Below are 13,081 nucleotides of genomic sequence, written 5' to 3' on the forward strand. Positions count from 1 at the left end.
CTTCAATGCTCTGTTATGCCCGAAATTATGGTTCTGGGGAGTTAAGCGGAGTGTGGCTTTGATCATTCACGATCTTCAGCGTCGGCCGCCCTCGCTCTGGGGAGAGTTTCAACGTGCTGTCCGTCGCGAGCGTGGATCCAGATGGATACATCGCAAGGCCGAGGAGGAGCCTGTAGCGCAGCCCACGGGCGATCTCCCGGGCCCCGCGGAAGTTCCGAGCCTGCGAGGAACTTTCGCGGGTGGGGCGAGAACGTAGCGAGGCGCCCGTCCACACGCCGTCAACCTCGGCGAACGCCATGGTCACCGCGGGCCGCCGGGACCAGTTGCCGACACCCGGTGATCACGTCGATGTCGTCGCCATGCTGCCGCTCCACCGGCACGTCGGTGTCGCCCCCGGTCGCCGCCCTGTTGACGATATCCGCGCCGCGGACGGGGTCACCGGAGACTGACACCGCCTCCCCTACTTTTCCGCGCCGCCGACGCCGCGGGAGCGCAGGCCGGTGATGCGACGCAGCAAGTCCCACCAGAAAGGCGCGCCGAACAGCAGTGCCAGGGCCGTGACGAGGAAGCCGGGCCAGTGCCCCGGCGACGACAGCCGGTCCCACCAGCCGCCCCAGTTCGACACCCAGGCCGGCCCGCCGTCACCATCCCCGCCGTCTCCACCCCCCTCGCCCATCGTCACGCTGACGGGCGCGTTGGCGAAGATCTTCACGAAAGCGGGAGTGCTCAACACGTCGGTCACGCAGGCGTAGGCGTCCTGCTCCGGCCCGCATTCCCGCGTGATCGGGGCGAGCGCCTCCGGCCCCGACTGGGCGAAGGCGCTCACCCCGCTCCGGTAGGCGTTGTCCCTCAGCAGGTTCTTGCCGTACTCCAGGGCGTCCGCCCCGAACAGCAGCGTCACGGCGACCGCGAGCACGGCCACGACCCAGCGGACGTAACGCCGGTAGAGGATGCTGAGCCGCTCCATCTCGCCGTCGAACCACTCGCCGACACCGCGGCGGAACGACTCCGCGTCGTGCTCCACCCGGTCCCAGACCGCCTTGAGCGGCCGGTAGAGCGGGCTCTTCATGCGGTCGAGGTCCCTCATCAGCGCCTCGACCCCGCCGTGCTCGGTCGCGATCTCCATCACGGCGACCGCGAACCGGACCGGCGGGATGTCGGCGATGGTGGTCTTACCGCGCTTACCGTGGTCGATCTCCCGCAGCCGCTCGTGCAGGAGATCGGTCAGCGACCCGCCGGACAGCGACTCACCGGCACCGCCCCCGTCCGCGGGCGCGGGCCCGGGGCTGAACCGCGGCCGCGGGTCCCTGCCGAACGGCAGCCGCGCGAAGACCCCCAGCACGCTCGCCGGCAGCCGCGAACGCCCCTGCGCCGGCGGCGGCAGCAGCTCCATCAGGGGAGCACGCAGCCGGTGGCCGAGCCCCTTGAACGACCGCAGGAACCGGTCCAGGAACCGGGCCGGCGGCGACTCGCCGTCCGGCTTCTCCGCGCCGTCGAACGTGTCACGCAGGTACGCCCACAGGAACTTGCTGCGAATCGCCAGCAGCCTGACGATGCCCTCGTTGATGCCGCTCACCAGCAGCGACAGCAGCAGGAAGGCCAGCACGAGACCGATGGCGAGATCCGCGTAATACGAGATCAAAGCGATCACCCGCACCGTTGATACACCGTCGCCCGGCGCGCGGGCAACGATTCGATCGGAACGGCATGGAAGTGCCTGACCGGCGCGGTCGCCGCGCGGCCCAGCCTCGGCCCGGCCCTCCCAGGAACCCGGTCCCTGTAGAGACCCGGCACTTATGGAAACCGGGTCACAGGAACTCAGTCCTCGTAGAAGACCCGCTCCACCACCGTGCGGGCCCGGCGGGTCACCCGCCGGTAGTCGTCGAGGAAGTCCTCCGACCCGTCCGGCGGATATCCGAGAACCCGCGCGATCAGGGCGCGCTCCTTCACCACCGCTGGGACGCTGTCCCCCGCCCGGCCGCGCACCAGCATGATGGCGTCGCGGACCCGGGAGGCCAGCCGCCAGGCCCGCGCGAGCGCCGCCTCGTCGGCCTCGTCGAGCAGACCCGCCCCGGCCGCCGCCCGCAGCGCATCGATCGTCCGGGTCGTCCGCAGCTCCGGTACGGCTCCCGCGTGCCGGAGCTGGATGAGCTGGGCCGTCCACTCGACGTCGGCCAGGCCGCCCCGGCCGAGCTTGGTGTGCACGCTGGGATCGGCCCCGCGGGGCAGCCGCTCGGCCTCCATTCGCGCCTTCAGCTTGCGTATCTCCCGTACGGCATCGGGCGCGACGCCTCCCACCGGATAGCGCAGCGGGTCGACGAGGTCGATGAACTCGCGGCCGAGCTCCGCGTCCCCGGCGCAGAACCGGGCGCGCAGCAGCGCCTGGGCCTCCCAGTGGGACGACCACCGGCCGTAGTAGGCGCGGTAGGAGGCGAGCGTGCGTACCAGCGGGCCCTGCCGTCCCTCCGGCCGCAGATCGGCGTCGACGTACAGGGGCGGGTCGGGGGCCGGGAGCGCGAGCAGCCTGCGCATCTCCTCCGCGACCGCGTGGGCCGCCTCCGCCGCGTCCCGTTCGGACGCGGCGGGCCCCGTCCCCCGGGAGAGCCCCGTCCCCTCCCCGGGGAGCACGGGCGAGTGCACGAACATGACGTCGGCGTCGCTGCCGTAGGAGCACTCCAGGCCGCCGAGCCGGCCCATCGCGATCACCGCGATCCTGGTGGGAAGGCCGGCGCCGTCCGCCACCTTGTTGAGCGCCGCGTCCAGCGCCGCCTGGATCGTCACGTCGTTCAGTGACGACAGGGCCCGGCCGACCTCCCCCACATCGATCAGGCCGGTGAGGTCGGCGCATGCCGTACGCAGCAGTTCCCGCCTGCGCAGCGCGCGGACCGCGGTGACCGCGCCCTCGGCGTCCGCGCCGTGCCGGCCGACCGCCGCCGCGGCCTCGGCGGCCAGCGCCGAGGCGGGCCGTACGGCGAGCTCGGCGGTCGAGCCGAGCATCGCGACCGCCTCGGGCGCGTGCAGCAGCAGCCCGGTCACATAGCGGCCGGTGCCGAGCAGGTGCGCGAGGCGTTCGGCCACAGCGGTCTCGTCGCGCAGCAGCCGCAGATACCAGGGCGTCGACCCGAGCCTGTCGCTGATCTGGCGGAAGCCCAGCAGGCCGGCGTCCGGGTCGGGCGCGTCGGCGAACCAGCCGAGCATGACCGGCAGCAGGGTCCGCTGGATGGCGGCACGCCGGGAGAGGCCGCCGGTCAGCGCGGCGATGTGCCGCAGCGCGCCCTCGGGGTCGGCGTAGCCGAGCGCCTCCAGGCGGGCGGCCGCGGCCTCCGGAGAGAGCCTGGCCTGGGTCTCCGGCAGCCGGGCGACCGCCTGGAGCAGCGGCCGGTAGAACAACTTCTCGTGCAGCCGCCGCGCCTGGCGGGCGTGCCGTTTCCATGTCTCGGTGAACTCTCCCGCCGGATCGGCGGTCATGCCGAGACCCCGGCCGAGGCGGCGCAGCTCGGTCTCGGCCGCTGGCACCACGTGCGTACGGCGCAGCCGGTGGAGCTGGAGCAGGTGCTCGACCCGGCGGAGGAAGGTGTACGCCTCGGCGAGCGCCCTGGCGTCGTCCCGCCCCACATATCCGCCCCCGGACAGGGCGGCCAGCGCGGGCAGCGTGGCGCGGCGGCGCAGCCGGGCGTCGGCGCGGCCGTGCACGAGCTGGAGCAGCTGCACGGCGAACTCGATGTCCCGCAGCCCGCCAGGACCGAGTTTGATCTGCCGTTCGGCCTCGCCCGCCGGGGCGTGACCACGCGCGTGGGCCTCCACGCGGCGGCGCATCGCCTGCACGTCCTCGACGAAGCCGTCCCGGGCCGACGCCTGCCAGACCAGCTCGCCGACGGCGGCGACGTACGCGTGGCCGAGTTCCAGATCGCCCGCGACCGGGCGTGCCTTCAGCAGCGCCTGGAACTCCCAGGTCTTCGCCCAGCGGCGGTAGTAGGTCAGGTGGCTGTCGAGCGTGCGCACCAGCGGGCCGATCTTGCCCTCCGGCCGCAGGCCCGCGTCCACCTCCCACAGGGCCCCTTCGGCTGTGCTCGCCGAGCAGGCCCGCATCAGGGACTGGGCGAGCCTGGTGGCGACCCGCAGCGCGTGGGTCTCGTCGACGCCCTCCTCCGGCTCGGCCACGAAGATCACGTCGACGTCGGAGATGTAGTTGAGCTCGCGTGCGCCGCACTTGCCCATGCCGATGACGGCCAGCCGGACGTCGCCGGCGTCCTCGGTCTCGGCGCGGGCGATCGCGAGAGCGGCGTCGAGGGCGGCGCCGGCCAGATCGGCCAGTTCCGCCATGACCTCGACGAGCGACACCTCGCCCATCACGTCCCGCGCGGCGAGCCGCAGCAGCCTGCCGCGGTAGGCGACGCGCAGCGCGTCGAGGGGATCGGAGGCGGCCTCGACGGCCTGGAGCAGCTCCTCGCCGGGCGGTGTCGTACGGCCGCCGGATCCGGCCAGCCGCCGGATGTCGGCCGGGTGCCGTACGACGTGCTCGGCGAGGGCGGCGCTCAGGCCGAACACGCGAAGCAGCCTGCGGCGCAAACCGGCGTCGGCGCGCAGCTCGGCCGGCATGCCGGGGTCGCGATCCACGAGACGGCTCAGCGAGGTGAGCGCGAGATCGGGGTCGGCCGCCGCCGCGAGGTCGTCGAGCAGTTCGAGATCGCCGGCCCCCTCCGGTCCGGGACCGTACGGCCCGAGACCCCGCAGCAGCCGCTCGGCCCTGGCGCCGTCGGCGAAGCCGAGCGCGGCCAGGCGCCCGGCCGTCGTACGGAACCGCGGACCCGCGCTCACCTCGACGCGCCCACCTCAGAGGACGGGCAGATAGCGGTCGAGCTCGAACTGGGTCACCCTGCGACGGTACTCCCGCCACTCGGCCCGTTTGTTGCGCAGGAAGTAGTCGAAGACGTGCTCCCCCAGCGTCTCGGCGACCAGCTCGCTGCGCTCCATCGTCGAGATCGCCTCGTCGAGCGACTGCGGCAGCGGCTGGATGCCGAGGGCGCGCCGCTCCCGGCTGGTCAGCGCCCACACGTCGTCCTCGGCCTCGGGCGGCATCTCGTACCCCTCCTCGATGCCCTTCAGCCCGGCCGCCAGGACCAGCGCGAAGGCCAGATAGGGGTTGCACGAGGAGTCCAGCGAGCGGAACTCGACCCGGGTCGAGGCGCCCTTGTGCGGCTTGTACATCGGCACCCGGACGAGCGCGGACCTGTTGTTGTGGCCCCAGCAGATGTAGGAGGGGGCCTCGCCGCCCGCTCCGGCGATCGCCTCGGCGCCGCCCCACAGCCGCTTGTAGGAGTTGATCCACTGGTTGCACACGGCGGTGATCTCGGCGGCGTGCTTCAGCAGTCCGGCTATGAACGACCTGCCGGTCTTGGAGAGCTGGTAGTCGGCGCCCGCCTCGTGGAAGGCGTTGCGGTCGCCCTCGAACAGCGACATGTGGGTGTGCATGCCCGAGCCGGGGTATTCGGTGAACGGCTTGGGCATGAACGACGCCCAGATGCCCTGCTCCAGCGCGACCTCCTTCATGACCAGGCGGAAGGTCATGATGTTGTCGGCCGTGGTCAGCGCGTCGGCGTAGCGCAGGTCGATCTCCTGCTGACCGGGGGCGCCCTCGTGGTGGCTGTACTCCACGGAGATGCCCATCGACTCCAGCATCATGATCGCCTGGCGGCGGAAGTCGTGGCCCGCGCTGTGCGGGGTGTGGTCGAAGTAGCCGCCGTCGTCGATCGGCTCCGGCCGCTCGCCCTTCTCCGGCCTGCCGTTCAGCAGGAAGAACTCGATCTCGGGATGGGTGTAGAAGGTGAAGCCCATGTCGGCCGCCTTGGCCAGCGTCCGCTTCAGCACCCACCGCGGGTCGGCGTGGGACGGCGACCCGTTCGGCAGGAGGATGTCGCAGAACATGCGGGCGGCGCCCGGGTTCTCACTGCGCCACGGCAGGATCTGGAACGTCGACGGGTCGGGTTTGGCCAGCATGTCCGACTCGTACACCCGGGAGAAGCCTTCGATGGCGGACCCGTCGAACCCGATGCCCTCGGAGAAGGCGCCCTCCAGCTCGGCGGGCGCTATCGCCACGGACTTGAGGAAACCGAGCACATCGGTGAACCACAGCCGGATGAACCGGATGTCCCGCTCTTCGAGCGTGCGGAGGACGAATTCCTGCTGGCGGTCCAAGACGTACCTCTCGGAAAATCATCGGGAAATCACACGTCAGGTCACCTACCAGTGTGCCTGCCGTGTGTTTCACGCGGGTTACGAAGCCCTCCTCGATCCGCAGCCGGCCGCTTGATCCGTGCCCGGCCCGGCAGTGCCGGCCGCCGCTGACCGAACCGCGGTACGGCGGCGTTCATTGGGTGGAATGTAACGCTCCAGTGCATAATCCATCCACTATGGACAAGAATCCGCCGGTCTTCCCCGCGCGCGCGGTCGCGTGGGTGATGGCCGCCGCGGCACTGGTCCTGACGGTCGTGGGAATCACCGTCCAGCTCCGGATCCCCGCCGAGTGGCAGCCCAGGCCGCCGCTGACGCCGGATTTCGGCGCCGCGCTCACATTCCCGGTCACCGGGGCGTTCCTGGTCTCCCAGCGGCCGCGGTTCCGTACGGCCTGGCTGATCTGCTTCGGCGGCCTGCTGGCGTCGGGGAACGTGGCCTTCACCGCGCTCACGTTCCACTGGGCCGCACAGGACGACATGGAGGCCGCCATCGCCGCCCGGGCGGTCCATCTGGTGTGCCGGGCGGTGGCCGGCCTGCTGCTGGCCATCATGGTCCCGCTCTGCTCGCCCACCGGCCGGCTGCCCTCGCGCCGCTGGATTTCCCTCGTCGTGCTGAGTGTCGCGGTCTACGTGGCCGAGGTCGGGCTCGGCCTGCTGCGGCCCGACCCCGACCCCGGCCAGTACCTCTGGCCGAAGGTGATCCACAACCCGCTGGGGGTCGATGGGCTCCTCCCCTACTACTCGACGACGCGGCTGATCCTGCAGTATCTCGCCCGCTTCTGTGTGGTCGCCGCCCTCGCCTCGCTCGCGCTGCGGCTGCGCCACGCCGGCCCGGTCACGCGGCGGCAGATCGCCTGGCCACTCACCGTCTTCGCCGGGTATGTCGTGTTCTATCTGCTGGGCCCGGACTGGTGGATTCCGGCGACGCTGTGGACGGCGCTGATCCCGTTCGCGATCCTGTTCGCCGTGCTGCGTCATCGGCTGTACGGCATCGACACGGTGATCAGCCGGACCTTCATCGCCGCCGGGCTGCTGACCATGATCAGCGCGGTCTACTTCGGGGTGGGCGCCCTGTCCGGCCTCATGGTCTCCGACTACCACCAGGTGGCGGGGCTCACCGCGGCGCTGTTCGCCGGTGCGTTCTTCCAGCCGCTGCGCCGCGCCCTGCAGCGCATGATGGACCGCGCGTTGTACGGCAAGGTGGGCGACCCGGCCCTGCTCGCGGAACGGCTGACGCAGGAGGTGCGGCGGGCCGACCCGGCCGACGCGCTGTCCGCGGTGGTCACGGTGGTGCGCGACGGCCTGGCCGTCGACGGCGTGGCGGTCGAGATCCCGGACGGACGGCCGCGGTACGTCGAATCCGGCCGGCTCGGTCCGGACGCCAGGCGGATCCCGCTCGTCTGGCACGGCGAGCCGGTGGGGCTCCTGCTGGTCGGCAGTCCGGGCACGCGGCGGTTCGCCACCGCGCACGACGAACGGGTGATCGCCACCCTGCTCCCCCACGTGGCCGACGTGGCCCACGCCGTACGGATGACGGCCGACCTGCAGCGCTCGCGTGAGCGCATCCTCGCCGCCCGGGAGGAGGAGCGTCGGCGGCTGCGCCGTGACCTGCACGACGGGCTCGGGCAGACCCTCGGCGCGATGGCCATGACGCTCAACATGGCCAGGATGAGCCTCACCCGCTCTCCTTCCGCCGCCGACACCCTGCTGCGGGATCTGCGGGCGGGCATGGACGCGGTCGCCGGCGACATCAGGGAGCTGGTCTACGGCCTGCGGCCGCCGGCCCTCGACGACCTCGGCCTGGCGGGAGCCGTACGCGCCCTGGCCGAGGAGACGCTCCCGGCCGGGCAGGCCGGGGCCGCACGCGTCGAGGTGCGGGCCGGCGACGAGATGGCCGGGCTGCCGGCGGCCGTGGAGGTCGCCGTCTATCGCATCGTGCAGGAGGCGCTGAACAACATCCGCAGGCACGCGCGGGCCACCCGGGTGACGATCACGGCGGAACGACGCGGACAGGGCGGCGCCCACGGTGGCGTCGACACCGACCACGCCGACGGCACTGCGGGGAGGGGCGAGCTGCGTGTCCGGATCGCCGACGACGGCATCGGTCTGTCACACCGCGTGCGCGCCGGCATCGGCCTGTCGTCGATGCGGGAACGGGCCGCCGAGCTCGGCGGCAGCTGTGTGGTGAGCTCTCCCGACACCGGCGGCACGGTCGTGGAGGCCCGCTTCCCACTGGCCGCCTGACGCCGGGATCAGGTCCGCGTCGCGGCTGAACGAGCCGTACGCTTACCCATGCGATGGTGATATTTCGTGCTCTTGGGCCTCCTGAGGTGATCGCCGCGGGCGAGACGCTCGATCTGGGCGGACTGCGACAGCAGACCGTGCTCGCCCGGCTGATCGTGGCCGGGGGGGCGCGCGGATGACACTGGGCGTGCCGGAGCAGGAGACAGCCGACGAGATCATGAACCTGCTGCGGCGGCCAGAGCCGGTCGACCGGGTGCACCTCGTGGTCCTCGCCTACGAGAAGGGCCGGGTAAGCCCCGGCACGGCCGGCACCCGAGCTGGACTTATCGTCTCTTTGACGACAATAATTCGGACGACCTAGGGTGGATTCGTGGCTCAACTTCGCATCGCGCTCGCCCAGACCAATCCCGTCGTCGGCGACATCACCGGCAACGCGGACAAGCTCGTCGAATGGACCCGGCGGGCCGCCGAGCGCGACGCCCACCTGGTCGTCTTCCCCGAGCTGTTCCTGACCGGCTACCCGGCCGAGGACCTGGTGCTGCGCTCATCGTTCGTCGAGGCGTCGCTGTCGGCGCTGTCGGAGGTCGCGGCCCGCCTGGCGGCCGACGGGCTCGGCGGCCTGCCGGTGGTCGTCGGCCACCTCGACAGGACCGGTGCCGGGGGCAGGCCGCTCAACGCGGCCGGCGTCCTGTACGAGGGCGAGGTGGCGATGCGGTCGGCCAAGCACCACCTGCCGAACTACGGCGTGTTCGACGAGCAACGCTACTTCGCACGCGGCAACCGGTTACCGATCTTCCGGCTGCACGGGATCGACGTGGCGATCGCGATCTGCGAGGACCTGTGGCAGGAGGGCGGCCCGGTCTCGGTCGTCGCCGAGGCCGGCGCGGGGCTGCTCGTGGTGCCGAACGGCTCGCCGTACGAGACGGACAAGGACGACGCGCGGCTGGAGCTGTGCGCGCGGCGGGCCAGGGAGGCGGGCTGCGCGCTCGCGTACGTGAACATGGTCGGCGGCCAGGACGAACTGGTCTTCGACGGCGACTCGCTGATCGTGGACGCCGCCGGCGAGCTCGTCGCCCGTGCCCGGCGGTTCGAGGAGGAGCTGCTGGTCACCGACCTCGAACTACCCTGCGGCACGGGCGAGCCCGGCGATCCGCCGATCGGCCTGCGCGACGGCAGCGAGATCACCGTGCTGCGGCGGGTGCTGTCCGCCGCGCCGGTGAAACCGTACCGGCCGGAGCCTCCGGTGATCGCCGAGCGGCTGGACGACCTGGCCGAGATCTATCAGGCGCTCGTCCTCGGGGTGAGCGACTACGTCGTCAAGAACGGCTTCCGCTCGGTCATCCTCGGACTGTCCGGCGGGATCGACTCCGCGCTGACCGCGACGATCGCGGCAGACGCGATCGGGCCCGCACGTGTCCACGCGGTGCTGATGCCGTCGCGCTACTCCTCCGACCACTCGATCACCGACGCCGAGGATCTCGTACGCCGCCAGGGGCTGAACGCACGCGTCGTGCCGATCGCCGACATCGTCACGGCCTTCGAGAAGGAGATCGAGCTGAGCGGCCTGTCCGCCGAGAACCTCCAGGCACGGGTGCGCGGGATGCTGCTGATGAGCCTGTCCAACGAGCACGGGCACCTGGTGCTGACGACCGGCAACAAGAGCGAGCTGGCCACCGGCTACTCCACGCTGTACGGCGACTCGGCCGGCGGTTTCGCGCCGATCAAGGACGTGCTCAAGAGCCTGGTCTGGAAGCTGGCCGAGTGGCGCAACGCGCAGCCGGGCGATCCGCCGATCCCGGAGAACTCGATCACCAAGGAGCCGAGCGCCGAGCTGCGGCCCGATCAGCTCGACACCGACTCGCTGCCGCCGTACGACGTGCTCGACCCGCTGCTGCGCGACTACGTGGAGCGGGACATGGGCCGCGACGAGCTGGTCGCGGCCGGCCACGATCCCGGGCTGGTGACGCGCATCCTCCGGCTGGTCGACCTGGCCGAGTACAAGCGCCGTCAATATCCGCCGGGCCCCAAGATAACCTCGAAGAACTTCGGCCGGGACCGTCGCCTGCCCATCACCAACCGGTGGCGCGACCCCCACCCCCCCGCGTGATCTTGCATTTGCTCGCACACCTGCCCTGTGACCTGCGCATACCGTTCGCGTGATCTTGCAGTTTCTCGCATGAACCCGCGATGACCCGGGCGGACGCCTTCCGTGATCTTGCACCGGATCCGCCAGTGCAAGATCACGAACAGTTCCGCCGCAGCTCAGGGTCGCCCACTGCGAGGAACTGCAAGATCACGAGAGGCGTACTGCCAGTTCAGCCACCATCCCTGCGAGAAACTACAAGATCACGGCGTGGGTGGGGGTGGGGGTGGGGGTGGGGGTGAGGTGGGGGAATGGGGACGGAAGCCGAGGAGGGCCTCGTCCACTATGCGCTCGGCGACGTCCTCGGGCGGCTCCGGGCCGGACCTGTTCCACCTCGTGTACCACATCATGGCGCCGGAGAGGATCGCCATGGCCATCTCCTCGTCGAGGTCGGCGCGCAGCTCGCCGGTCTCCATCCCCCGGCGCAGGACGCCGCGCAGTGCGGCCCTGCGCGGTTCGAGGGCGATCTCCCGGAACCGCTCGGCCAGGCGGGGATGCCGCTCGGAGTCGCTCATGGCGATGTTCATGATGCAGCGGGTGCGCTGGTGGCGCGACTCGTCGCGGAGCACCCGGAGATAGGCCACCAGGTCGTCCCGTACCGACAGGCCGGCCAGCGGCGGTATCGGCGGCTTGAGCGTCGCCAGCGCGTCGACGACGAGGTCCTCCTTGTTCGACCAGCGCCGGTAGATCGTGGTCTTCCCGACGCCCGCGCGGGCCGCGATCGACTCGATGGACAGTTCCACCACGCCGATGCCCTCACCCAGCAGGTCGAGGGTGGCGTCGACGATCGCCCTCTCCGCCTTCTCGCTGCGCGGGCGGCCCGCCGGACGGGGCGCGCCTTCAGCCGTCTGCCGCATCTTCATCGCCCGTTCACACTATCGCCGTCCTCATCCAACCACGGCCTCTTGCCGCTCCGCCTCCGGTACCACCGGCGGCGCCGCCTCCGGAGCCGTACGGCCCGGCATCCAGCGGACGACCACGAGGGTGCCGATCAGGGCCACCGTGGCGGAGACGAGGGCGGCCCAGTGGATGCCCTCGACGAACGCGTGGTTGGCCGCGTCCATCAGTCTCGCGCCGTCCGGGCCGAGGTGACCGGCCACGCCCGCGGCGCCCGAGATGGACTCGGACACGGCGTGGCGGAGCTGCTCGGGCAGGGCGCTCACCCTGGCCTCCATGTCGTTCCGGTAGACCGCGGACAGCGCCGCGCCCAGCACGGCGATGCTCAGCGTGCCGCCGACCTGCCGGACGACGTTGCTCATCGACGACCCGACCCCGGCCTTCTCCCTGGGGAGCGCGTTCATGATGGCGGTGGTCGCCGGAGGCATGATGTTGGCCATCGCCGTGCCCTGGACGAACCCGAGCGCCAGCAGCATCCAGACCGGGGTGTCCACCGTCACCAGGGCGTACGCCGCGAGGCACAGGGTGATCACCGCCATCGCCGCGGTGCCCACCGCCTTGGCGCCGTACTTCTCGACCACCCGCGCGCTGCGCGGCGCGAAGATCAGCTGGGCGATCGCGAACGGCAGCACCAGCGCGCCGGACTCCAACGGCGAGTAGCCGCGGACGATCTGCCAGTAGAAGGCCATGAAGAACATGACGCCCATCGCCGCGAAGAACACCAGGCCGACGCTGGAGATGGCGGTCGTGAAGGCCGGGTTGCGGAAGTGGCGGACGTCGAAGGCCGGGTGCTCGATCCGCTGCTCGTACCAGACGAACACCGCGAGGACGGCCAGACCCGCCAGCGACGGGACGACGACCGAGACGTCGGCGACCGTGCCCAGGTCGCTGATCCGGACGATGCCGTAGACGAGGCTGACCAGACCGGCTATGGACAGCAGCACGCCGATCGGGTCGAGGCCGGACTTGTCCGGGTGCCTGGAGTCCGGCACCACGATGGTGATCAACCACACGGCGACCAGCACGATCGGGACGTTAACCAGGAAGACCGAGCCCCACCAGAAGTGCTCGAGCAGCAGACCCCCGGTGATCGGCCCGATCGCCACGGCGATGCCGACGCCGCCCGCCCAGATGCCGATGGCCCTGCCCCGCTCGTGGACGGGGAAGACGTTCGAGATGATCGCCAGGGTGGCGGGCATGATGGCCGCGCCGCCGAGGCCCATCAGCGCCCGTGCCCCGATGAGCTGTGTCGGCGTCTGGGCGTACGCGCTGACCAGCGAGGAGAGGCCGAACAGCACCATGCCCACAAGGAGCATCCGCTTACGCCCGTACCTGTCCCCCAGCACCCCGAACGTGAACAGGAGACCGGCGAACACGAGCGTGTAGGAGTTCATCGCCCACTCCAGCTCGCTCTGGGTGGCCCCCAGGCCGTGCACCGGGTCGGCGATCGTTTTGACCGCCACGTTGAGGATCGTGTTGTCCAGCACGACGGCCAGCAGGCTGAACACCATGACGCCGAGGATGTGCCATCGGCGTGGGTGCCCGGTTTGCGAGTCCATGTAAC

Annotated in this window: 10 protein-coding genes; 5 read left to right on the forward strand and 5 right to left on the reverse strand. The window is 71.2% G+C overall.

Features of this window, described 5'->3' with window-relative positions:
• The first annotated feature begins 239 nt into the window (after nucleotides 1-239).
• Nucleotides 240-449, forward strand: coding sequence for a hypothetical protein (locus tag ACQP1K_RS19580; protein WP_433497156.1), 210 nt, complete (start codon nucleotides 240-242; stop codon nucleotides 447-449).
• A gap of 11 nt (nucleotides 450-460) precedes the next feature.
• Here the strand turns inward: ACQP1K_RS19580 and ACQP1K_RS19585 are convergent, their stop codons facing one another.
• From ACQP1K_RS19585 to glnA, 3 genes are all read right to left on the reverse strand, one after another.
• Nucleotides 461-1,651, reverse strand: coding sequence for a hypothetical protein (locus ACQP1K_RS19585; protein WP_433497157.1), 1,191 nt, complete (start codon nucleotides 1,649-1,651; stop codon nucleotides 461-463).
• A gap of 167 nt (nucleotides 1,652-1,818) precedes the next feature.
• Entirely contained in the window at nucleotides 1,819-4,818 is a 3,000-nt protein-coding gene (locus ACQP1K_RS19590; RefSeq protein WP_433497158.1) for a bifunctional [glutamine synthetase] adenylyltransferase/[glutamine synthetase]-adenylyl-L-tyrosine phosphorylase, read from the reverse strand.
• A gap of 15 nt (nucleotides 4,819-4,833) precedes the next feature.
• Nucleotides 4,834-6,195, reverse strand: coding sequence for a type I glutamate--ammonia ligase (gene glnA, locus ACQP1K_RS19595; RefSeq protein WP_433497159.1), 1,362 nt, complete (start codon nucleotides 6,193-6,195; stop codon nucleotides 4,834-4,836).
• Between the two features lie 215 nt (nucleotides 6,196-6,410).
• Here glnA and ACQP1K_RS19600 point away from each other — a divergent pair, with 215 nt between their 5' ends.
• From ACQP1K_RS19600 to ACQP1K_RS19615, 4 genes are read left to right on the forward strand one after another with little or no spacing between them, the layout of a single operon-like run.
• Entirely contained in the window at nucleotides 6,411-8,477 is a 2,067-nt protein-coding gene (locus ACQP1K_RS19600; RefSeq protein ID WP_433497160.1) for a sensor histidine kinase, read from the forward strand.
• Nucleotides 8,478-8,530: 53 nt separating this feature from the next.
• Nucleotides 8,531-8,656 carry a hypothetical protein gene (locus tag ACQP1K_RS19605; protein WP_433497161.1) on the forward strand — a complete coding sequence of 42 codons (126 nt, stop codon included), beginning with the start codon at nucleotides 8,531-8,533 and terminating at the stop codon, nucleotides 8,654-8,656.
• Entirely contained in the window at nucleotides 8,653-8,838 is a 186-nt protein-coding gene (locus tag ACQP1K_RS19610; protein ID WP_433497162.1) for a hypothetical protein, read from the forward strand. The genes ACQP1K_RS19605 and ACQP1K_RS19610 overlap by 4 nt, the downstream gene beginning before the upstream one ends.
• Nucleotides 8,839-8,847: 9 nt before the next feature.
• Nucleotides 8,848-10,584 (forward strand): NAD+ synthase, encoded by a 1,737-nt coding sequence (locus ACQP1K_RS19615; protein ID WP_433497163.1) that lies wholly within the window; start codon nucleotides 8,848-8,850, stop codon nucleotides 10,582-10,584.
• 239 nt (nucleotides 10,585-10,823) lie between these two features.
• Here the strand turns inward: ACQP1K_RS19615 and ACQP1K_RS19620 are convergent, their stop codons facing one another.
• On the reverse strand, nucleotides 10,824-11,483 hold the full coding sequence (locus ACQP1K_RS19620) for a TetR/AcrR family transcriptional regulator (protein ID WP_433497164.1): 660 nt from the start codon (nucleotides 11,481-11,483) through the stop codon (nucleotides 10,824-10,826).
• A 24-nt stretch (nucleotides 11,484-11,507) separates the two neighbouring features.
• Nucleotides 11,508-13,076: an MFS transporter gene (locus tag ACQP1K_RS19625; RefSeq protein WP_433497165.1), complete on the reverse strand. Its 1,569-nt coding sequence runs from the start codon at nucleotides 13,074-13,076 to the stop codon at nucleotides 11,508-11,510.
• Nucleotides 13,077-13,081 lie beyond the last annotated feature (5 nt).

This window comes from Sphaerimonospora sp. CA-214678 (assembly GCF_050942215.1).
In the GTDB taxonomy this organism is placed as follows: Bacteria; Actinomycetota; Actinomycetes; order Streptosporangiales; family Streptosporangiaceae; genus Sphaerimonospora.